This is a genomic window from Nocardioides bigeumensis, from assembly GCF_039531755.1.
In the GTDB taxonomy this organism is placed as follows: Bacteria; Actinomycetota; Actinomycetes; order Propionibacteriales; family Nocardioidaceae; genus Nocardioides; species Nocardioides bigeumensis.
In genome coordinates, this window is record NZ_BAAAQQ010000013.1 from 580,749 (window position 1) to 601,711 (window position 20,963).

The 20,963-nt window shown below is 69.6% G+C and carries 23 protein-coding genes and 3 tRNA genes; 6 read left to right on the forward strand and 20 right to left on the reverse strand.

All coding sequences use genetic code 11. The annotated features are described in order from the left end of the window. Nucleotides 1–2 precede the first annotated feature (2 nt). The 7 genes from ABD295_RS16995 to rplJ form a co-directional block, all read right to left on the reverse strand. On the reverse strand, nucleotides 3–821 hold the full coding sequence (locus tag ABD295_RS16995) for an MlaE family ABC transporter permease (RefSeq protein ID WP_344305463.1): 819 nt from the start codon (nucleotides 819–821) through the stop codon (nucleotides 3–5). A 14-nt stretch (nucleotides 822–835) separates the two neighbouring features. Further along, nucleotides 836–1,597 carry an MlaE family ABC transporter permease gene (locus ABD295_RS17000; protein WP_344304996.1) on the reverse strand — a complete coding sequence of 254 codons (762 nt, stop codon included), beginning with the start codon at nucleotides 1,595–1,597 and terminating at the stop codon, nucleotides 836–838. 22 nt (nucleotides 1,598–1,619) lie between these two features. Beyond that, nucleotides 1,620–2,576, reverse strand: a complete 957-nt coding sequence (locus ABD295_RS17005) for an ABC transporter ATP-binding protein (protein WP_344304997.1) — start codon at nucleotides 2,574–2,576, stop codon at nucleotides 1,620–1,622. A 265-nt stretch (nucleotides 2,577–2,841) separates the two neighbouring features. Further along, entirely contained in the window at nucleotides 2,842–4,164 is a 1,323-nt protein-coding gene (locus ABD295_RS17010; RefSeq protein ID WP_344304999.1) for an aspartate aminotransferase family protein, read from the reverse strand. Between the two features lie 30 nt (nucleotides 4,165–4,194). Then, entirely contained in the window at nucleotides 4,195–5,730 is a 1,536-nt protein-coding gene (locus ABD295_RS17015) for a CoA-acylating methylmalonate-semialdehyde dehydrogenase (protein ID WP_344305000.1), read from the reverse strand. Between the two features lie 273 nt (nucleotides 5,731–6,003). Then, complete coding sequence (gene rplL / locus ABD295_RS17020) at nucleotides 6,004–6,396, reverse strand: 50S ribosomal protein L7/L12 (RefSeq protein WP_344305001.1); 393 nt, start codon at nucleotides 6,394–6,396, stop codon at nucleotides 6,004–6,006. A 90-nt stretch (nucleotides 6,397–6,486) separates the two neighbouring features. Continuing rightward, nucleotides 6,487–7,179, reverse strand: a complete 693-nt coding sequence (gene rplJ / locus ABD295_RS17025; RefSeq protein WP_344305002.1) for a 50S ribosomal protein L10 — start codon at nucleotides 7,177–7,179, stop codon at nucleotides 6,487–6,489. A gap of 371 nt (nucleotides 7,180–7,550) precedes the next feature. On the opposite strand from rplJ, the gene ABD295_RS17030 reads away from it, so the two are divergent. Then, the gene (locus ABD295_RS17030; protein WP_344305003.1) at nucleotides 7,551–8,546 is read left to right on the forward strand and encodes a DnaB-like helicase C-terminal domain-containing protein; all 996 of its coding nucleotides are present in this window, start codon (nucleotides 7,551–7,553) and stop codon (nucleotides 8,544–8,546) included. Nucleotides 8,547–8,609: 63 nt separating this feature from the next. Beyond that, nucleotides 8,610–9,605, forward strand: coding sequence for a DnaB-like helicase C-terminal domain-containing protein (locus ABD295_RS17035; RefSeq protein WP_344305004.1), 996 nt, complete (start codon nucleotides 8,610–8,612; stop codon nucleotides 9,603–9,605). Between the two features lie 18 nt (nucleotides 9,606–9,623). Here ABD295_RS17035 and ABD295_RS17040 read toward each other — a convergent pair whose 3' ends face one another. From ABD295_RS17040 to ABD295_RS17065, 6 genes are all read right to left on the reverse strand, one after another. Then, on the reverse strand, nucleotides 9,624–10,574 hold the full coding sequence (locus ABD295_RS17040) for a D-2-hydroxyacid dehydrogenase family protein (RefSeq protein ID WP_344305005.1): 951 nt from the start codon (nucleotides 10,572–10,574) through the stop codon (nucleotides 9,624–9,626). A gap of 128 nt (nucleotides 10,575–10,702) precedes the next feature. Next, nucleotides 10,703–11,416, reverse strand: a complete 714-nt coding sequence (gene rplA, locus ABD295_RS17045) for a 50S ribosomal protein L1 (RefSeq protein ID WP_344305006.1) — start codon at nucleotides 11,414–11,416, stop codon at nucleotides 10,703–10,705. Nucleotides 11,417–11,518: 102 nt separating this feature from the next. Continuing rightward, nucleotides 11,519–11,947 carry a 50S ribosomal protein L11 gene (gene rplK, locus ABD295_RS17050; protein WP_344305007.1) on the reverse strand — a complete coding sequence of 143 codons (429 nt, stop codon included), beginning with the start codon at nucleotides 11,945–11,947 and terminating at the stop codon, nucleotides 11,519–11,521. Between the two features lie 99 nt (nucleotides 11,948–12,046). Beyond that, a complete protein-coding gene (nusG, locus tag ABD295_RS17055; protein WP_344305008.1) occupies nucleotides 12,047–12,973 on the reverse strand; it encodes a transcription termination/antitermination protein NusG in 927 nt (308 codons plus the stop codon). A 79-nt stretch (nucleotides 12,974–13,052) separates the two neighbouring features. Next, nucleotides 13,053–13,283, reverse strand: a complete 231-nt coding sequence (gene secE, locus ABD295_RS17060) for a preprotein translocase subunit SecE (protein ID WP_344305464.1) — start codon at nucleotides 13,281–13,283, stop codon at nucleotides 13,053–13,055. Nucleotides 13,284–13,358: 75 nt separating this feature from the next. Beyond that, nucleotides 13,359–13,431 (reverse strand) — tRNA-Trp (locus ABD295_RS17065). 136 nt (nucleotides 13,432–13,567) lie between these two features. Between ABD295_RS17065 and ABD295_RS17070 the strand changes: the two genes are divergently transcribed. From ABD295_RS17070 to ABD295_RS17085, 4 genes are all read left to right on the forward strand, one after another. Continuing rightward, entirely contained in the window at nucleotides 13,568–14,776 is a 1,209-nt protein-coding gene (locus ABD295_RS17070; RefSeq protein ID WP_344305009.1) for a pyridoxal phosphate-dependent aminotransferase, read from the forward strand. A 38-nt stretch (nucleotides 14,777–14,814) separates the two neighbouring features. After that, complete coding sequence (locus ABD295_RS17075; RefSeq protein ID WP_344305010.1) at nucleotides 14,815–15,870, forward strand: adenosine deaminase; 1,056 nt, start codon at nucleotides 14,815–14,817, stop codon at nucleotides 15,868–15,870. Nucleotides 15,871–15,914: 44 nt separating this feature from the next. Then, nucleotides 15,915–17,462, forward strand: a complete 1,548-nt coding sequence (locus ABD295_RS17080; protein WP_344305011.1) for a hypothetical protein — start codon at nucleotides 15,915–15,917, stop codon at nucleotides 17,460–17,462. Between the two features lie 118 nt (nucleotides 17,463–17,580). After that, the gene (locus tag ABD295_RS17085; protein ID WP_344305012.1) at nucleotides 17,581–17,883 is read left to right on the forward strand and encodes a hypothetical protein; all 303 of its coding nucleotides are present in this window, start codon (nucleotides 17,581–17,583) and stop codon (nucleotides 17,881–17,883) included. Here the strand turns inward: ABD295_RS17085 and ABD295_RS17090 are convergent. The 7 genes from ABD295_RS17090 to ABD295_RS17120 form a co-directional block, all read right to left on the reverse strand. Further along, entirely contained in the window at nucleotides 17,880–18,920 is a 1,041-nt protein-coding gene (locus ABD295_RS17090) for a UDP-N-acetylmuramate dehydrogenase (RefSeq protein WP_344305013.1), read from the reverse strand. The two genes, ABD295_RS17085 and ABD295_RS17090, sit on opposite strands and share 4 nt — an antisense overlap. Continuing rightward, the gene (locus ABD295_RS17095; RefSeq protein ID WP_344305014.1) at nucleotides 18,913–19,293 is read right to left on the reverse strand and encodes a MaoC/PaaZ C-terminal domain-containing protein; all 381 of its coding nucleotides are present in this window, start codon (nucleotides 19,291–19,293) and stop codon (nucleotides 18,913–18,915) included. The genes ABD295_RS17090 and ABD295_RS17095 overlap by 8 nt, the downstream gene beginning before the upstream one ends. Further along, entirely contained in the window at nucleotides 19,290–19,694 is a 405-nt protein-coding gene (locus ABD295_RS17100) for an FAS1-like dehydratase domain-containing protein (protein WP_344305016.1), read from the reverse strand. Before ABD295_RS17100 ends, ABD295_RS17095 begins: the two co-directional genes overlap by 4 nt. 90 nt (nucleotides 19,695–19,784) lie before the next feature. Then, nucleotides 19,785–19,955, reverse strand: a complete 171-nt coding sequence (rpmG, locus tag ABD295_RS17105; protein WP_344305017.1) for a 50S ribosomal protein L33 — start codon at nucleotides 19,953–19,955, stop codon at nucleotides 19,785–19,787. Nucleotides 19,956–20,007: 52 nt separating this feature from the next. Further along, nucleotides 20,008–20,081, reverse strand: a tRNA-Met gene (locus ABD295_RS17110). Nucleotides 20,082–20,137: 56 nt separating this feature from the next. After that, nucleotides 20,138–20,210 (reverse strand) — tRNA-Thr (locus tag ABD295_RS17115). Nucleotides 20,211–20,279: 69 nt separating this feature from the next. Then, nucleotides 20,280–20,894 (reverse strand): DNA-3-methyladenine glycosylase I, encoded by a 615-nt coding sequence (locus ABD295_RS17120; protein WP_344305018.1) that lies wholly within the window; start codon nucleotides 20,892–20,894, stop codon nucleotides 20,280–20,282. Between the last annotated feature and the right edge of the window lie 69 nt (nucleotides 20,895–20,963).

Here is a 20,963-nt window from a genome sequence, read left to right on the forward strand (position 1 = left end):
GTCTACCCCGCGAGCCTCACGGTCGTGGTGGTGCCCCAGATGGCCATCGACAGGAAGAGGTCGATGACGTTGATGGCGACGATCGACGTGCGCACCGCGCGACCGACGGCGACACCCACGCCCGCAGGACCGCCGGAGGCGTTGTAGCCGTGGTAGCAGTGGATGAGGATCACGACGACCGCGAAGACCAGCACCTTGCCGAAGCTCCACAGCACGTCGCCCGGTGGCAGGAACTGGCTGAAGTAGTGGTCGTAGGTGCCTGTCGACTGACCGAAGAACTGCGTGACGGTGAGCCGGGTCGCGAAGTACGACGACAGCAGGCCGATCACGTAGAGCGGGACGATCGCGATGAGGCCGGCGATGATGCGCGTGGTGACGAGGAAGGGCAGCGACGGGATCGCCATCACCTCGAGGGCGTCGACCTCTTCGGAGATCCGCATCGCGCCGAGCTGGGCGGTGAACCCGCAGCCCACGGTCGCGGCAAGGGCGATGCCCGCGACCAGCGGGGCAATCTCGCGGGTGTTGAAGTACGCCGACACGAAGCCGGAGAACGCCGCGGTGCCGAGCTGGTTGAGCGCGGCGTACCCCTGGAGGCCGACGTTGGTGCCGGTGAAGAAGGTGAGCGCGGTGATGACGCCGACGGTGCCGCCGATGACGGCCAGAGCTCCGGAGCCGAGGGTCACCTCGGCCAGCAGCCGCAGGATCTCCTTCTTGTAGCGGGTCACCGTGCGCGGGATCCACGCGAGGGCGCGGAGGTAGAACGACAGCTGCTCGCCGAGCTGGTCGAGGGCGCGCAGCGGGCGCTGGTAGACGTCTCTCATGTCAGCCACGACGATCACCCGGTCTTCGGTGGCACGAGCTGGAAGTAGATCGCGCTCATGACGACGTTGACGACGAAGAGGAGCAGGAACGTGATGACGACGGACTCGTTGACGGCATCGCCGACGCCCTTCGGTCCGCCCTTGGCGTTCATGCCCTTGTAGCAGGCGACGATGGCGGCGATCATGCCGAAGACGAGCGCCTTCACCATGCCCTGCCAGAGGTCCGGAAGCTGGGCCAGGGCCGTGAAGCTCGCGAGATAGGCACCTGGTGTGCCGTCCTGGAGCATCACGTTGAAGACGTAGCCGCCGGCCACGCCGACGACGCTGACCAGGCCGTTGAGGAAGACCGCGACCAGCATGCAGGCCAGCACGCGGGGGACGACGAGCCGCTGGATCGGGTCGATGCCGAGCACCATCATCGCGTCGAGCTCCTCGCGGATCTTGCGCGAACCGAGGTCGGCGGCGATCGCCGAGCCGCCGGCGCCGGCGATGAGCAGCGCGGTCGCGATCGGGCCGGCCTCACGGACGATCGCGAGCACGGCGGCGGACCCGGTGAACGACTGGGCGCCGAACTGCTTGATCAGCCCACCGACCTGGAGCGCGATCACCGCACCGAACGGGATGGCCACGAGAGCGGTCGGCACGATCGTGACCGACGCGATGAACCAGGCCTGCTGGATGAACTCACGCAGCTGGAACGGCCGCCGGAACAGCTGGCGGGCGACGTCGAGGCCGAAGGCGAACAGGTTGCCGGCGGTGCCGATCGGCTGCAGCACCCGAGGAGTCGTGGATGCCACCTCAGCTGCCCCCCGTGGCCATCGACATCTGCGGCTCGAACGACCCGGGCGGCGGCGTCACACCGTTCTCCCGGCACCACGCGCCGGGCTCGCGCTGGCTGCGCCGGGGGATGCCGTTGGAAGGGTCGAGCTGGAGCGGGATCGGCGGCAGCGGCGGCAGGTCTTGGTCCTTCTCCGCCGCGAGCTCGTCGGCGTCCTTCTCCTCCGACATCCCGATCGGGCCGACGCGCTGGGCGTTGAGGAACTGTCGTACGACGGGCTCCTCCGAGCTCAGCAGCATCTCGCGCGGCCCGAACATCGCCAGGTGCCGGTGATAGAGCAGCCCGATGTTGTCGGGGACCGTCCGGGCCGTGTTGATGTCGTGCGTGACGATGAGGAAGGTCGCGTCGATCTGCGCGTTGAGGTCGACGATGAGCTGGTTGAGGAACGCGGTGCGCACGGGGTCGAGGCCGGAGTCCGGCTCGTCGAAGAGCACGATCTCCGGGTCCAGCACGAGTGCCCGTGCCAGCCCTGCCCGCTTGCGCATGCCGCCGGAGATCTCGCCCGGGAGCTTGTCCTCGGCGCCGAGCAGACCGACGAGGTCCATCTTCTCCATGACGATCTCGCGGACCTCGGACTCGGACTTCTTCGTGTGCTCGCGCAGCGGGAACGCCACGTTGTCGTAGAGGTTCATCGAGCCGAACATCGCGCCGTCCTGGAAGAGGACACCGAAGAGCTTGCGGATCTCGTAGAGGTCGCGCTCCGAGCAGCTGGCGATGTCGGTGCCCTCGATGATGATCGAGCCGCTGTCGGGCTTGAGCAGGCCGATCAGGGTCTTGAGGAAGACCGACTTGCCGGTTCCCGACGGACCCAGCATCACGCAGATCTCGCCGGCGGGGACGGTCAACGTCACGTCGCCCCAGATGAGCTGCTTTCCGAAGGACTTGGTCAGTCCGTTGACCTGGATCTCCACGCCCACGGCGCGCCACTCCCTCCCTCGACCTACGCAGCCCGCTTCCTGGCCGCGCGCGGTCGGCCCTCCCTGCTCCCCGCGCGCACGGGCACACTCAGGGGTAACAACGGGTCGGCGGCCGGGAGGTTACGCACCAACCGGTGGTTGAGGAGGGAGCCCAACCCCGCTGGTCGAGGAGGAGCCGATGGCCGACGTCACGAAGCAGTGAGGTTGCTCGACCTGGCCGGCTGTCCGACCCGATTTCGTTCCTCAGTCGGCTGGGGCCGTCACATCAGCCCTGGTCTGCTGTGTCCAAGGCGGCGTCGATGATCTCCAGGCCGCGACGGGCGTCGTCGTCGGAGATGGTGAGCGGCGGCACGACGTGGATCCGGTTGTAGTTGGCGAAGGGGATCAGCCCGGCGGCCTTGCACGCGGCCAGGGTCGCGTTCATGGCCGGGCTCGAGCCGCCGTACGCCGCCAGCGGCTCACGGGTCGCCTGGTCCTTGACCAGCTCGATCGCCCAGAAGACGCCGGTGCCCCGGACCTCGCCGACGCTGGAGTGGCCGGCGGCGATCTTCTCCAGCCCGGGGCCGAGGACCTCGCGGCCGAGTCGGGCGGCGTTCTCGACGATGCCCTCCTCCTCCATCGTCTTGATCGTCGCGACGGCCGCGGCGCACGCGAGCGGGTGTCCGGAGTAGGTCAGCCCGCCGGGGTAGACGCGCTCGTCGAAGGTGGCCGCGGTCGGCTCGTTGATGATCACGCCGCCGAGCGGCACGTAGCCGGAGTTGACGCCCTTGGCGAAGGTGATGAGGTCGGGTGTCACGTCGCCGTGCTCGAAGCCGAACCAGCGGCCCGAGCGGCCGAAGCCCGCCATCACCTCGTCGGCGATGTAGACGATGCCGTGCCGGTCGCACAGCTCACGGACTCCCTGGAGGTAGCCCGGGGGCGGGACCATGATGCCGGCGGTGCCGGGGATCGACTCGAGGATGATCGCCGCGATCGACTGCGCGCCCTCGAGGGCGATGACCTGCTCGAGGTGCGCGAGCGCACGCTCGCACTCCTCGGCCTCGGTCGTCGCGTGGAACTGCGAGCGGTAGAGGAACGGGCCGAAGAAGTGCACGGTGCCGGCGCTGCCGTAGTCGTTGGGCCAGCGCCGCGGGTCACCGGTGACGTTGACGGCGAGCGCCGTACCACCGTGGTAGGAGCGGTACGTCGACAGCACCTTGATCCGCCCCGTGTGCAGGCGGGCCATCCGGATCGCGTGCTCGACGGCGTCGGCGCCGCCGTTGGTGAAGAACACCTTCTCCAGGCCGTCGGGCGCGTGGCTGGTGATCAGCCGGGCCGCCTCGGACCGCGCCGCGTTGGCCGTGCCGGGCGCGATCGTGCAGAGCGTGGCCGCCTGATCCTGGATCGCCTTGACGACCTTGGGGTGCTGGTGACCGATGTTGGTGAAGACCAGCTGCGAGGAGAAGTCGAGATAGCTGTTGCCCTCGTCGTCCCACAGGGTCGAGCCCTCGGCCTTGGTGACCACCATCGGCTTCAGCGCTCCCTGGGCCGACCAGGAGTGGAAGACGTGGGCGCGGTCGAGCTCGTAGGTGCGGCTGTCGTCGATCATGCTGCTCAGCTCCGGGTGCTAGTGGTGGTGTCAGTCGTTCTGGGGGAAGCCCAGGTCGATGCCCTGGCTACGGCGTGCGGCGGGGTCGCCCCACCGGGAGGTGACCACCTTCCCACGGGTGAAGAAGTGGACGCCCTCCGTTCCGTGCGCGTGGGTGTCGCCGAAGAGCGAGCGCTTCCAGCCGCCGAAGGAGTAGTAGGCCATCGGCACGGGGATCGGCACGTTGATGCCGACCATCCCGACCTGGACCTCGTTCTCGAACAGCCGCGCGGCGGCACCGTCACCGGTGAAGATCGCGGTGCCGTTGCCGTACTGGTTGGCGTTGATCAGGTCGAGGCCCTCGCGATAGCTGCCGACCCGGACCACCGACAGCACGGGGCCGAAGATCTCCTCGGTGTAGATCGACATGTCGGGCGAGACGTGGTCGAAGAGCGTGGGCCCGACCCAGTAGCCGGCCTCCGCGCCGTTGACCTGCGGGGCGCGGCCGTCCACGACGACCTTGGCGCCGGCTTGCTCGCCCTGGCGGATGTAGTCGAGCACCTTGTCGGCGTGCTCTCGGGTGACGAGGGGGCCCATGTCGGCCTCGGGGCCGTCGCTGCCCCTGGCGCCGTCGCCGACCTTGATGCCTCCGGTGCGGTCGGCGATCCGGGCGACCAGCTCGTCGCCGATCGGGTCCACGGCGACCACCACGCTGATCGCCATGCAGCGCTCGCCGGCGGAGCCGTACCCCGCCGACACCGCGGCGTTCGCCACGGCGTCGAGGTCGGCGTCGGGCAGCACGAGCATGTGGTTCTTGGCGCCACCGAGGGCCTGGACGCGCTTGCCGGCCGCGGTGCCCTGGTCGTAGACGTACTGCGCGATGGGGGTCGAGCCGACGAAGCTGATCGCCGCCACGTCAGGGCTCTGCAGAAGGGCGTCGACGGCGACCTTGTCACCCTGCAGGACGTTGAAGACGCCGTCGGGGAGGCCGGCCTCCTGCCAAAGGCGGGCGATCCAGATGGAGGCGGACGGATCCTTCTCGCTGGGCTTGAGCACGACGGTGTTGCCGCAGGCGATGGCGACGGGGAAGAACCACATCGGCACCATCGCCGGGAAGTTGAACGGGCTGATCACACCGACGACGCCGAGCGGCTGGCGGATCGAGTGCACGTCGACGCCCGTCGACACGCTCTCGGAGTAGCCGCCCTTGAGCAGGTGCGGGATCCCGCAGGCGAACTCCACGACCTCGAGTCCGCGGGCGATCTCGCCGAGCGCGTCGGAGTGCACCTTGCCGTGCTCGCGGGTGATGATCGCGGCGAGCTCGTCCTTCTTGGCCTCGAGCAGCTCGCGGAACCGGAACATGACCTTGGCCCGCGTGGTGATCGAGGAGCGGCCCCACGTCTGCGAGGCTTCCTTGGCCGCCGCGATGACCGCGGCGGCGTCCGCCTGGTCAGCGACCACCATGGTGCCGGTGACCTCTCCAGTGGCAGGATTGGTCACCTCGAGGGTCTTCCCCGACGTTCCTGCCTGCTCTGATCCACCGAACCAGTGGTGGATAACGCTGTTTTTTGCGGATTCCGTCGCCATGGCGCGATTGTGCCAGGCAGATGCCTCGAAATGCCAACGGTCCGATCGGTGGTCGAGCAGGCGACCTCCGGTGGTCGAGCAGCGAGCTCGCGAGCGGATGGTCGAGACCACCCCTACACCCAAATGCCGACAGCGACCACCCCTTGTGGGAGTGGTCGCTGTCGGTGGTTGCTGTTGCTTCGTACGTCACCGGGTCTCGACGCCGGGCCCCTTCGCCCTGCTCGACCTGGTCGAGCTACGCCGGAAGCGGCTTCGCCGCGCCCGGCTGCTCGATCACTTCAGGGTGACGGTGGCGCCGGCGGCCTCGAGGGCCTCCTTGGCCTTCTCCGCAGCCTCCTTGGGCGCGTTCTCGAGCACCGTCTTGGGGGCGGCCTCGACCAGGTCCTTGGCCTCCTTCAGACCGAGGGACGTGAGCGCGCGCACCTCCTTGATGACGTTGATCTTCTTGTCGCCAGCGGCCTCGAGGACGACCTCGAACTCGTCCTGCTCGGCGGCAGCCTCGGCAGCGTCGCCGCCGCCAGCGGCGGGGGCAGCGGCGGCAACGGCGACCGGAGCGGCCGCGGTGACGCCGAAGGTCTCCTCGAACTGCTTCACGAACTCGCTGAGCTCGATCAGCGTCATCTCCTTGAACGCGTCGAGGAGCTCGTCAGTGCTGAGCTTCGCCATGGTGGCGTTTCCTTCCGTCTGTGGCCACGCGGTACGCCGCGGTGCCGATTTGTTCTACAGGTGGTGGTCTGCCCGGTCCGAGTGGACGGATCAGGCGTCGGTGCTCTCGGTCGTCTCGTCGGCAGCAGCCTCGTCGGTGGTCTCCGCGGCGGGGGCGGCGTCCTCGGACGCCTCCTCGGCGGGAGCCTCGTCAGCGGCAGCGGCCTCGACGGCCGGGGGCTCCTCGGCAGCGGCGGGCACACCGGCACCACCTGCGAGGATCGTGGGGTCCTGCTCGGCCTTGGCCTGGAGGGCGCCCGCGAGACGGGCGGCCTGGGCCAGCGGCGCGTTGAGCAGGTAGACGGCCTGGGAGAGCGAGGCGAGCATCGCGCCCGCCAGCTTGCCCAGGAGCACCTCGCGCGACTCGAGGTCGGCCAGCTTGGCGACCTCCTTCGCGTCGAGGACGGCGCCGTCCAGGAACCCGCCCTTGATGACCAGGGTCGGGTTGGCCTTGGCAAAGTCACGCAGACCCTTCGCCGCCTCGACCACGTCGCCATTGATGAAGGCGATGGCGGTCGGGCCGGTGAGCAGGTCGTCGACACCAGAGATCCCGGCCTCGTTGGCCGCGAGCTTGGCGAGCGTGTTCTTGACCACGGCGTAGTTGGCGTTCTCACCGAGGGAGCGCCGCAGGTCCTGCAGCTGCTTCACGGTGAGGCCGCGGTACTCGGTGAGCACGGCACCGGCGGACGCGTTGAACGAGTCAACGATCTCCGCGACGGCGGTGGTCTTCTCAGCCCGCGCCATGGGTCTCCTTCACATTGGTCGAGGAGACCGACGGAGGTGACCCTGGAGAACGACGAACGCCCCGGGCACAGGAGCCCAGGGCGTGGAACCGCAGTGCCGACCCGCTCGCGCGAGTCCTCCTGCAAGTCTTGCTCTGACACCTGCGCGGGCCGTCCGCCTCTCGGCGGGCCTTCGGTCACGACACCCTGCAGACTTCACAAGAGCCATGACGACCGGCGGTCTCTGGTACAGCGTTCAAGATACGGGGATTCACTCGACCGTCCAAATCGAGTAGCGGTGCGGATGCCGATCGTCCCTGCGGCACCATCCGATCGAGTCATTTTTGGACCATTCGCGTCATGGACCCCGCGCAGCCACGTTTCAATCCCATCATGGACCCGAAGTTCACCCCCCTCATGGAGGTCCTCGAGCGGACCGACCAACGTCTCCGCTCCGACTCCCCCGACGCCACCTTCTGGCCGACCGGATTCGGCGTGCTCGACGACGCCATCGGCGGCGGCCTGCGCGCAGGCTCTCTGAGCCTGATCGCCGGGCCCCAGGGGCTCGGCAAGTCCACCTTCGCGCTCCAGGTCGCCCGCAACGCCGTCGTCAGCGGCCGGCCCGCCATCTACTTCTCCTACGAGCTCGAGGCCGAGAACCTCCTCATGAAGCTCGTGGGTCTCGAGGCCGCGGAGATGGACCCTATGGAGTGCCCCTCGATCCAGCAGATCCGCAGTGTCTTCGAGGCCACGGACGGCACCGAGGGCGGACTCGTCGACCGCATGCAGGCGCTGCCGAACGGTGTCCAGGCCCTCCTGCAGGTGCACTCGTACGCCGAGCGCTTCGTCGCCTACCGGTCCACGTCGATGCACACGACCCTCGACGTCATCGCCGACGCGATCAAGGAGCTCATCTCCCGCACCGGCGAGTCCCCTCTCGTGGTGGTCGACTACCTCCAGAAGGTCTGCGAGCCCGAGGGCGCCGACGACAACGAGAAGATCACCCGCATCACCGAGCGCCTCAAGGACCTCTCGATCGAGTTCGCGTGCCCGGTGCTGGCAGTCGCCGCCGCGGACCGCGAGGGCCTCGAGCCCGGTTCGCGGATGCGTGCGCGGCACATGCGCGGCTCCACCGCCCTCGCCTACGAGCCGGACCTCGTCATGATCCTCAACACCAAGACCGACATCGTCGCCAAGCACCACCTGGTGTACGACGGCGAGGCCGCGGCGCGGTTCCGCAACTACGCGGTCCTCACCATCGAGAAGAACCGCTCCGGGTTCGACGGCGGAGAGTTCGAGTTCCGCAAGCGCTTCGAGCAAGGACGCTTCGAGACCAACGGCAAGGTCGTCACCGAGAAGCTGGTGGACGAGCGCGTCTTCACCGAGTAGCCACCGCCGCCGGGTCTTCGCAATCTGTGCCCGCATGTGGCAAATCGGTGTTTGAATCTGCACGTGGACCGCAAGTCGACCCCGCTCATGGAGGTGCTCGAGCGCACTGACAGCCGCCTGCGCTCGGAGGGCAACGACACGCGCCTCTGGCCCACGGGCTTCAAGCTGCTCGACGACACCATCGGCGGCGGCCTCCGCGCCGGCATGCTGGCCCTGCTGGCGGGGCCGCAGGGCCAGGGCAAGACGACCTTCGCGCTGCAGATCGCCCGCAACGCCGTGGTCGCGGGCCGCACCGCCATCTTCTTCTCCTACGAGCTGGAGGCCGAGTCGCTGCTGCAGAAGCTGGTGGCGCTCGAGGCCGGCGAGATCGACCCGCACGAGGCGCCCAACCTGAACGCCATCCGCTCGGTCTTCGAAGGCACCGACGGTGGCCACGGTGGGCTGCTCGACCGGCTCGAGGCCCTTCCCGGAGGCGTCAACGCGCTGCTGCAGGTGCACCGGTACGCCGAGCGGCTGATCACCCACCGGTCCACCACCAGCCACACCGGCATCGCCTCGATGATCGAGCAGATCGAAGACTCCGTGCGAACGCACAAAGAGCCTCCTCTCGTCGTCGTCGACTACCTCCAGAAGGTGCACGACCCGAAGGACGTCTCGGAGGACGAGCAGACCACCCGCATCGCGGAGCAGCTCAAGGACCTCGCCATCGAGTTCGACTGCCCGGTGCTCGCCATCGCTGCCGCCGACCACGAGGGACTGCAGCCGGGCACCCGGCTCCGCGCCCGGCACCTGCGCGGCTCGACCGCCCTGGCCTACGAGCCCGACCTGGTGCTCGTCATCAACACCAAGTCCGACATCGTCGCCCGCCACCACCTGATGTTCGACGGCAACAGCCACGAGCGCTTCCGCAACTACTCGGTGCTCACCGTCGAGAAGAACCGCTCCGGTCATGACGGCGCCGAGCTGGAGTTCCGCAAGCGCTTCGACCAGGGGCGCTTCGAGAGCGAGGGCGCTGCCGTCGCCGAGCGCCTCGTGGACGAGCGCGTCTACGTCGACTGAGACTCCTGACCGGTCTCCTCAGCCGGCCAGCACCCGCACAGGTGCACCGGCGAGCCACGCCTCGACGTCCTCGACCGCCTCGGTGAAGAACGTCGTGTAGTTGCCGTGCGTGACGTAGCCGGTGTGCGGCGTCGCGAGCACGCGCGGGTGCGAGCGCAACGGGTGGCCGGCCGGGAGCGGCTCCTCGTCGAAGACGTCGAGCCCCGCGCCCGCGATCGCGCGCGTGTCGAGGGCCCGCCGCAGCGCCGACGTGTCGACGAGCCCGGCGCGGGAGGTGTTGACGAGGTACGCCGCCGGCTTCATCGCCGCGAGCTCAGCGGCGCCGACGATCGCGCGGGTGGTCTCCGACAGCACCAGGTGGAGGGACACGAAGTCCGCCTCTGAGAAGAGCTCCTGCTTGCCGACCAGCCGTGTACCTCCGGCGGAGGCACGCTCCACGGTCAGGTGCGGGCTCCACGCGACGACGTCCATGCCGAACGCCGTCCCGACCTCGGCGACGGCCGTGCCGATCCTGCCGAGGCCGACCAGCCCGAGCGTCGCGCCGCGGAGGTCGGTCCCGACAGTGCTCTGCCAGGGGCCGCCCGCGCGCAGCTCGGTGGCCTCGGTGACCAAGTGCCGGGCCAGCCCGAGGATCAGCGCCCACGTGTGCTCCGCCGGCGGCCGGAACGAGCTGCCGGTGCCGCACACGGTGATCCCGTGCTCGGCACACGCCTGGAGATCGATGGACGCGTTGCGCATCCCGGTGGTGACGAGCAGGCGCAGGTCGGGCAGCCGCGCCAGCCGGGCCGCGGTGAACGGCGTGCGCTCCCGCATCGCCACCACGACCTCGGCTCCGGCGAGCGCGGCGACGACGTCGTCGTCAGTGGCCAGATGACGGCCGATCGTCTCGACGGTCACGCCTCGCAGCGAGCCCCAGTCGGCGTACGCCAACGCCACGTCCTGGTAGTCGTCGAGCACCACGCACCGCATGCTTCATTGTCCAGGGTGGATGGTTCATCAAGGGATGCAGGTCAACCGACCGGGGCACCCGTTGGTTCATCAACAGCGGCGCCCGGCAAGGCCGGGCGCCGCTGTGATCGGGCAGGAAGGGCGTGGCCTCAGGCCTCGTCCTCCGCCGTGACGTTCTTGATCCGGTTGGGGTCGACCTGGATGCCGGGGCCCATCGTCGTGGAGACGGTGATCTTCTTGACGTAGCGACCCTTGGAGCTCGCCGGCTTGAGCCGCAGCACCTCCTCGAGGGCAGCGGCGTAGTTCTCCGCCAGCTGGGCCTCGTCGAAGGACGCCTTGCCGATGATGAAGTGCAGGTTGGCGTGGCGGTCGACGCGGAACTCGATCTTGCCGCCCTTGATGTCGGTCACGGCCTTGGCCACGTCAGGTGTCACGGTGCCGGTCTTGGGGTTCGGCATCAGGCCGCGGGGGCCGAGCACGCGTCCGAGCCGGCCGACCTTGCCCATCATGTCGGGGGTCGCGACGACGGCGTCGAACTCGAGCCAGCCACCGTTGACCTTGTCGATCAGCTCGTCGCCACCGACGATGTCGGCGCCGGCCTCACGCGCGGCGTCGGCCTTCTCGGCGTTCGCGAAGACGAGGACGCGGGAGGTCTTGCCGGTGCCGTGGGGCAGGTTGACCGTGCCGCGGACCATCTGGTCGGCCTTGCGCGGGTCGACACCCAGGCGCATGACCACGTCGAGGGTCTCGTCGAACTTCTTCTTGCTGGTGGACTTGGCGATCTTGATCGCCGCGAGCGGGGCGTAGAGCTCGTTCTTGTCGAACGCCTCTTCGGCTGCTCGGTAGGTCTTGCTGCGCTGCATGGTGTTCTCGCTTCTCAAGAGTGTGGTCTGCGGACCAGCGCGGTCCTGCCACGGGATGTTGGCGGTGACGCCGGGCGTGCGGCCCGGGTCGTCGACGCGGGATCAGTCGGTGCGGACGCCCATCGAGCGGGCGGTGCCCTCGACGATCTTCATCGCGGCCTCGATGTCGTTGGCGTTGAGGTCGGGGAGCTTCGTCGTCGCGATCTCGCGCACCTGGTCCTTGGTCAGCTTGCCGACCTTCTCCTTGTGCGGGACGCCCGACCCCTTCGACAGCCCGGCGGCCTTCTTGATGAGCTCCGCGGCCGGCGGGGTCTTGGTGATGAAGGTGAACGAGCGGTCCTCGTAGATCGTGATCTCGACGGGGATCACGTTGCCGCGCATGGACTCGGTCTGGGCGTTGTAGGCCTTGCAGAAGTCCATGATGTTGACGCCGTGGGGACCGAGAGCGGTACCGACCGGCGGCGCGGGAGTCGCGGCGCCCGCTTGGAGCTGGACCTTGACCAGCGCGGCGATCTTCTTCTTGGGAGGCATGCTTCTTCTCTTTCTTCTATGTGGTCATGACGGGGGCTACCCCTGCCACTGGTGTTGCGTGAACCATTGTGCGGCGCGCCACCGGCACGCCGCCAATCCTCAGACGCGCTGGATCTGCGAGAACGACAGCTCGACCGGGGTCTCGCGGCCGAAGATCTCGACGAGGGCCTTGACGCGCTGCGACTCGGCGTTGATCTCGGTGATCGTGGCGTGCAGCGTGGCGAAGGGACCGTCCACAACCATGACGGAGTCGGAGACGTCGAAGTCGGCGACCTCCACCGGCTTCTTGGCCGCGGTGCCCGACTGGGAGGTGCCGCCACCGGCGGCGACGGCGGCGGCCTCGGCGGCCGCGACGACCGCGGGGGCCAGCATCTTCTCGACCTCGTCGAGGCTCAGCGGCACCGGCTGGTGGCTGTGCCCGACGAAACCGGTGACCGACGGCGTGTGGCGCACGGCGGACCACGACTCGTCGGTGAGGTCCATGCGGACGAGGACGTAGCCGGGCAGGACGGTCCGCTTGACCATCTTGCGCTGGCCGTTCTTGATCTCCGCGACCTCCTCGGTGGGGACCCGGATCTCGTGGATGTAGTCCTCCATGTTGAGGGAGTGGATCCGGTTCTCGAGGTTGGCCTTCACCCTGTTCTCCATGCCGGAGTAGGTGTGCACCACGAACCAGTCGCCGAACTGGTCGCGCAGCTCGGCGCGGAACGCCTCCAGCGGGTCGACGGCCCCGTCGTCAGCCTCGTCATCGGCCTCGTCGCTGGACTCGGGGGCCTCGAAGGCGACCGTGGTCTCGTCGGTCTCGTCGGTCTCGTCGGTCTCGTCGGCCTCGACCGGCTCGACCTCGTCACTCTCGACCTGGTCGCTCTCGTCCTCGACGGGCTCGATCGCCTCGTCGGTGGGCTCGTCGGTGGGCTCGTCGGTGGGCTCGTCGGTGGGCTCGTCCGACTCCTCCTCGAGGATCGCCTCGGTGGGCTCGTCGGACGCGTGGTCCTCGTGGTCGGTGTTCAGGTGCTGCTCAGTCACTCTGGTCTGCTCCGTAGCTCTGCGGTCTGGGTGGGCCGCGGTCTGGGTGGCCGGTGGATGGCCCGAGGGCGCGGTGCGGCTAGCTGTCCCCGCCGGTGAAGATGGCGAAGACGAGGCGGCCGAACGCGAGGTCGAGCACCGAGACGATCGCCATCATCACGAGCACGAACACCATGACCACGAAGAAGTAGGTGACCAGCTGCTCCTGCGTCGGCCAGACGACCTTGCGGAGCTCGGCGATCACCTGGCGGTAGAACGTCGCCGGACTGGTGCGCTTGGGCTCCCGGTCCTTGGACCCGTCGCGTCGCACCGTGCTGCTCTCCGACACGGTCTCGCCACCTTTCTCTCCTCGAGTCCGACCCCGCTCGTCACGCGGCCGGTCGTGCAGGGCACGAGGGACTTGAACCCCCAACCTTCGGTTTTGGAGACCGATGCTCTGCCAGTTGAGCTAGTGCCCTCCGGGGCCTCCCGCGGGGCCACGCACCGGGTGGAGGGCGCGCGGCAGCCTGTGGAAGAACCACCAAAGGTGGAGTCTAGGCGCTCGCCCCTCAGCCGGGAAATCCGGTCCGGGACGCCGGTCCTACGATGGCTCCCATGTCGTCCTCTCCTCGCGCCCGTCGTGTCTCCCAGCGCATCGGCGCCATCGCCGAGTCCGCGACGCTCAAGGTCGACGCGAAGGCCAAGGCGCTCAAGGCCGAGGGTCGCCCGGTGATCGGCTTCGGCGCCGGCGAGCCCGACTTCCCGACGCCCGACTACGTCGTCGAGGCCGCGGTCGAGGCCTGCCGCGACCCCAAGAACCACCGCTACACCCCGGCCGGTGGCCTGCCCGAGCTCAAGAAGGCCATCGCCGAGAAGACCGCCCGCGACTCCGGCCTGCAGGTCGAGCCGAACCAGGTGCTGGTGACCAACGGCGGCAAGCAGGCGATCTACGCCGCGTTCGCCGCGATGCTCGACCCGGGCGACGAGGTGATCGTCCCGGCGCCGTACTGGACGACCTATCCCGAGGCGATCGCCCTGGCCGGCGGCAGCACCGTGGAGGTGCTCGCCGACGAGACCCAGGACTACAAGGTCACCGTCGAGCAGCTGGAGGCCGCGCGCACGGAGCGCACCAAGGTCCTGCTGTTCGTCTCGCCGTCCAACCCGACGGGTGCGGTCTACACCGCCGACGAGATCCGTGCGATCGGCCGGTGGGTCGAGGACCACGACCTGTGGGTGCTGACCGACGAGATCTACGAGCACCTGGTGTACGACGGGGTGGAGACCGGATCGATGCCGGTGCTCTGTCCCTACCTCGTCGACAACTGCGTCGTCGTCAACGGCGTCGCCAAGACCTACGCGATGACGGGCTGGCGGGTGGGCTGGATGATCGGTCCGGCCGACCTGGTCAAGGCGGCCACCAACCTGCAGTCGCACGCCACGTCCAACGTGTCCAACGTGTCGCAGCGCGCCGCGCTCGCAGCGGTGACCGGTGACCTGTCGGCGGTCGAGGAGATGAAGACCGCGTTCGACCGACGCCGCAAGACGATCGTGTCGATGCTCAACGAGATCGAGGGCGTCGTCTGCCCGATGCCGCATGGCGCGTTCTACGCCTACCCGTCGGTCAAGGGTCTCCTGGGCAAGGAGTACGGCGGCCGCACCATCGAGACCTCCGCCGAGCTCTCGGAGTACATCCTCGACGAGGCCGAGGTCGCGGTGGTCCCCGGAGAGGCCTTCGGGTCTCCCGGCTACCTGCGGCTGTCCTACGCGCTCGGCGACGACGACCTGGTCGAGGGGATCTCGCGGCTGCAGAAGCTGTTTGGGTGAGCGTTCCTCCGCAACCCTACGAGCGCGAAGCGCGAGAGGTGGAGGTGACCCTTGGGCCGAGGTCGCTCGCGACCTTGCCCAAGGCTCACCTCCACCTGCACTTCACCGGGTCCATGCGGCACGGGACCCTCCTCGAGCTCGCCGAGCGGGACGGGATCGCGCTGCCCGACTCACTGGTCGACGAGTGGCCGCCGCAGCTGTCGGCAGCCGACGAGAAGGGCTGGTTTCGTTTCCAGCGCCTGTACGACGTGGCGCGGTCGGTGCTGCGCACCCCCGACGACGTGCGCCGCCTGGTCCGCGAGACCGCCGAGGACGACGTCCGCGACGGCGGCCGCTGGCTGGAGATCCAGGTCGACCCGAGCGGGTACGCCGCCCGCTTCGGCGGCATCACCGAGTTCACCGACCTGGTGCTCGACTGCGTGCGCGACGCCACCGAGCGCACCGGTCTCCAGATCGCGGTGGTGATCGCGGCCAACCGGACCCGCCACCCGCTCGACGCGAGGACGCTGGCCCGCCTCGCCGTCCAGTACGCCGACCGCGGCGTGGTCGGCTTCGGCCTCTCCAACGACGAGCGGCGCGGGCGCACCGAGGACTTCGCGGCGGCGTTCGCGATCGCCGAGCGCGCGGGCCTGCTCCTCGCGCCGCACGGCGGTGAGCTGCGCGGGCCCGAGCACGTCCGGACCTGCCTGGACCATCTCCATGCAGACCGGCTTGGCCACGGCGTCCGCGCGGCGGAGGACCCCGAGCTCCTCGACCGGATCGTCCAGGCCGGCGTCGCCCTCGAGGTGTGCCCGGTGTCCAACGTCGCGCTGGGGGTCTACTCCGACCTCACCTCGGTCCCTCTGCCCCAGCTGCTGTCGGCCGGCGCGACGGTCGCCCTGGGCGCCGACGACCCGTTGCTGTTCGGGTCGCAGCTCGCCTCGCAGTACGCCACGATGCGCGCCGCGCACGAGCTCGGCGACGCGACGCTGGCCGAGCTCGCCCGGATGTCGTTCCGCGCGTCCCGGGCACCCGCCGACCAAGCGGCCGTGTGGCTGGCCGAGATCGACGCCTGGCTGGCGTCGCGAGACGGCCTCGAACCTGTCACGAATTGACCCGATTCCCTGCCTGGGCAACGTGCTCCTGACACGATCCGCCCATGCGTGCACTCGGGGGACGGGTCGGCGGCGTCGCCCTGCTCATGGCCTTGACGTTCATGGCCTTGACGGCCTGCGGGACCAAGACCGGACCGGAGGTGTCCGAGGACCCCGTGCCCTCATCGGCGGCTGTCGAGCCGGCGTTCGAGGACGTCAGCTGGGAGGACTGGACGGCGACCTATCGCGACGTCCGGCCCGCTGCCGACCCCGCTCTCGAGGAGCTCGCCGATCGGGTCAGGGCGCTCAACGAGACCTCGTGGACGGCCGAGCTCGGACCCCGGCCGATCACGCTCGTGTACACGCCCGAGCTGGTGCGGGCGGAGATGGTGAGCAGCGACGTCTACATGGACCCGCGGAGCATCACCGACAGGGAGTCGCCGCTGACGGTGTGCACCGAGACCTGCGTCGAGACGTCCCTGGCCGTCGAGAACCCCGGCGCCGAGGGCGGCTCGATCCCGGAGGAGTTCTCGGCTGTCCTCTACGCGCTCTCGGCCCAGGTCACGGTCGACCAGCTCGTCGACCAGGTCCGTGACTACGGCAAGGCCTTCCTGGCCACCGTCGACTCGCCCATCGGCGCGCTCGACTGCTTCCTCGTGGGGCCCGAGGGAACCACACCGGAGGACATCGAGGGCGAAGACCTGGTGCTCGACCCCGCCTCGGACGGGTTCACCCCGGCGGTGTGTGCCGACGAGCGCGGGCTGCTCTTCAGCCCTCCGGGCGGCAACCTGGCGCCTCGGTACGAGACCTGGACCGCCGGTGTCGAGGGCGTTCTCGAGCCGTCACCGGCCGTAGAGCCGGAAGCCAGCGAGGAGCCCAACGACGAGCCCAGCGACGAGCCCAGCGACGAACCCAGCGACGAACCCAGCGACGAGCCCAGCGACGAGCCCAGCGAGCCGCAGGACATCCCGGAGAACGTGTCGTGGGAGGGCTGGGAGCCGGCGTACCACGACACGCGGATGGCCACTCAGGCCGACGTGACGGAGCTGAGCGCCCGGATCGATGCCCTGAACGCCTCCGAGTGGACCGCGACCCTGCCGGACGGCGCCGAGGTCGCCGTCGGGCCCGGACATGTGCGGGCCACCCTCCTCGAGGGGGCGCACCTGCATCTCGACCCGAGGTCGCTCGGGTCGTTCGTCCTCTGCGTCGGCGACGACGGCTGCGTCGAGGAGCAGCTCGGCGGCCAGGAGCAGCAGGACGACATCCTCACGCCGATGGCGACGTACTTCGCCGAGGCGGTCCGTGCTCAGCGCACGTCGACGCTCAGGGTCACCGACGACACGGCGTACGCCGTCCTGGACTCTCCCGTCGGCGAGCTGGACTGCCTCGTCGGACTGGGCGGCCGGAACTTCCACAACCTGGAAGGCGTCCGCCCCGCGCTGTCCGAGGAAGAACCCACACCAGGCACGCTCACCGAGGACCGGGTCTGCGTCGACGAGCACGGGCTCGTCCTGCTCGGCAGGCTCCCGCAGGCTCCGGTCCTCGACGTGCTCGACTGGCGACCCGGCGTACCTGCCGGTTTCGACGAGCACCCGGCGGCGGAGCAGCCGTGAGGGAAGGCCGGCGACCCGCATCCTGGGAACGCTGGTGATGACGCCGGTTGCGGCGTACCGTGCTGACACCAGAACGCGGCTCGGGCGCGACCGACTCGGTTGATCGTGGAGTGCTGCGATGCAGTGGGACGAGACGCACGACGCGCACGAGGCCGGCGGGCCCTGCGCCGACGCGGCCCGCCGCGCCCGCTCGGTGGCGTGGACCGCCCTCGATCTGCTGCTGCTCGAGGACGACGACCTCTACTCGCTCGAGCGGACCGTCGTCGTCGACGCGGTGCAGCTGGCGACGATCCGCGGCCGGCTCGGCGCGCTCGGCGCGACGTACACCGCTGGCGAGGACAGGCTCGTCTTCACCGACCCGGTCGGCACCACGGTCACCGTGGTCACCCGCGAGGCCGCGTCGCCGGCACGGCTCACCTAGAGCTCGACACCGACCAGGACCGGCTCGTTCACGAGGCGTACGCCCGTGCGCGCCTCGACCCCGTCGCGCACCTCGCGCGCCAGATCCAGCAGGTCTGAGGTCGTCGCGGAGCCCCGGTTGGTCAGCGCGAGCGTGTGCTTGGTCGACAGGCTGACCCGGTCGTTGCCGTAGCCCTTGTGGAAGCCGCTGTGCTCGATCAGCCAGGCGGCACTCGTCTTGACGCGCCCCTGCGCACCCGGCTGCTCCCACCGGGGCGCGCCGTCGGGGAGCGGCTGGTCGGCAGGCAGCACCGGGTTGGTGAAGAACGAGCCGGCGCTCCAGGTGTCGTGGTCCGCCGCGTCCAGGACCATGCCCTTGCCCCGCCGCAGCCCGAGCACGGCCTCACGCACCTCCGCGAGCGGGGCCCGGGTCCCCGGCTCGACGCCGAGGGTGCGGGCCAGCTCGGCGTACGCGACCGGCTCCCCCAGCGAGCCGGGCCGCAGCTGGAAGGTCACGTCGAGGACGACGTGCCGACCGGGGTCCTTCTTGAAGCGGCTGGTGCGGTAGCCGAAGACGCAGTCGACCCCGGCGAAGGTGCGCACCCCCTTGAGGACACGGTCCCAGACGCGCACCCGCGCGATCGTCTGGGCGACCTCCTGACCGTAGGCGCCGACGTTCTGGATCGGGGTCGCCCCCACAGAACCGGGGATGCCCGAGAGAGCCTCGACCCCCACCCAGCCGCTCGCGACGGCTCGCTCCACGAAGGCGTCCCAGTCCTCCCCCGCCGAGACGGTGACGAGCGCGCCGCCGCACATCGGCCCGGCGTCCTCCTCGACGTCCGCGACCACGCCGGAGGTGGCGATCTCCACGACCTTCCCGTCGAAGCCCTCATCGGCGACCACGAGGTTGCTCCCGCCCGCGACCAGCAGCACCGGGTCCTGTTGCTCGTCGGCCTCGCGCACGGCAGCGACGAGCTCGTCCTCGGTTCGCCCGCGCACCCACGAGCGGGCGGGGCCGCCCAGCCGGAGGGTGGTGTGGCTCGCGAGGAGCTCAGGCACGCACGACTGCCTTGGGCATGCCGAGCACCTTCTCGCCTGCGCAGGTGACGGTGAGCTTGACCGTCGTGGTGCCGTCGTCGCCCTGGCTCGCCTCGCCCGCGACCTCCACCTCGACCGGCCAGTCGGCGGGCACGACCACGGGGTTGGTGAACTTGGTGCCGAGGCTGACGACCTCGGCGCCGGGGAACCACGTCGCCACGGCGCGGGCCGCCAGGGCCATCGTGTACATCCCGTGGGCGATCACGCCCGGGAGGCCGACGCTCTTCGCGACGTCCTCGTCCTGGTGGATCGGGTTGTGGTCGCCGCTGGCCTCGGCGTAGCGGACCAGGTCGGCGCGGGTCACCTGGTAGGTCTGCGGCTCGAGCTCGCTCACCGCTCCGCCCCCCGGTGGACGAGAGTGGCGTTGGTCGTGCAGACCAGCGCGCCGTCGGCGTCGGTGACCTCGCTGGTCGTGCCGATGATGTCGGCGCCGCCGATCTGACGCAGCGACGAGACCGTCAGCGACGCGGTGAGCACGTCACCGGGGCGCACCGGGCGCTCGTAGGCGAACCGCTGCTCGCCGTGCACGATCCGGAACAGGTCGATGGCCTCGGCCTCGAGGAAGGCGTTCATCGCGTCGAAGGCGAGCACGATGGGGTACGTCGCCGGGGCGGGATCGCCCGCGGCGTACGTGCCGCCCGTGGCCTCCGCGAAGGCGCGGACGTGCTCCTCGGAGACGGTGAGGCTGGCGGTGGGCGGGAAGCTCCGCCCCACCAGGGACTGGTCGACCGGCATGGCTCCGACCCTAGTGCCGTGCGGGGTGACGCATCGAGGGCGGCCACCCGGATGGGGTGGCCGCCCTCGAAGGCGTCAGATGGACCGGCGTCAGCGGGTCTCGCGGTGCGGCGTGTGGGTGCGGCAGCGCGGGCAGAACTTCTTGAGCTCCATGCGGTCGGGGTCGTTGCGCCGGTTCTTCTTGGTGATGTAGTTGCGCTCCTTGCACTCTGTGCACGCCAGAGTGATCTTGGGGCGAACTTCGCTGCTCTTGCCTGCCACGGGAGTGTCCTTCTGCCTGGTGATGTACGTCGTGTGAAGTACGTCGGTCGAGTAGCGGGGGCGGGACTCGAACCCGCGACACCACGATTATGAGCCGTGTGCTCTAACCACCTGAGCTACCCCGCCAAGGGACGGGGATCCCCACGCCACGCCCTACGAGCGTACGCGGAGGCCCAACCCAGAGCCCCTTTACGGAATCGAACCGTAGACCTTCTCCTTACCATGGAGACGCTCTGCCGACTGAGCTAAAGGGGCCTGTGCGCCCGCCTGGACGGGCACCGACGAAGAACGATACACAGACCTCAGGGACGGGACGAAATCCGCTCAGGCGGCGCCGGAGCAGCCGCGGCGGTGACACCCGACGAGGTGGTCGTCGACCAGTCCGACGGCCTCCATCAGCGCATACATCGTGGTCGGTCCGACGTGCGCGAAACCGCGCTTCTTGAGCGCCTTGGACAGGGCCACCGACTCCGGTGAGACGGTGAGCATCTCGCCGGTGTCACCCGGCGCGGGCTGCTCCGCTGGGACGAAGCCGAGCACGAAGGCCTCCAGGCCTCCCTCCTCCCGCAGCCCCACCGTCGCCCTGGCGTTGGCGATCGTGGCGTCGATCTTGCGGCGGTTGCGCACGATGCGGGCGTCGTCCATCAGTCGCAGCACGTCGCCCTCGTCGTAGGCCGCGACCGTGTCGGCGTCGAAACCCGCGAAGACCTCGCGGAACGCCTCTCGCTTGTTGAGGATCGTCGACCACGACAGCCCGGACTGGAACGCCTCGAGGGTCAGCCGCTCGAGGTAGGCCGCCTCGCCCGAGACTCGCAGCCCCCACTCGGTGTCGTGGTAGCTCCTCATCGCCTCGCCCGCACCCCAAGGGCAGCGCGCCACCCCGTCGTCGCCGATCACCACGCCCGCCATGCCGGTGATCGTGGCAGACGGCTCCGACATGAGGCCCGATGGTCGAGCAGGTCGCGCAGCGACCGTCTCGAAGGGCACGAGACCCCGCACCCGACACCG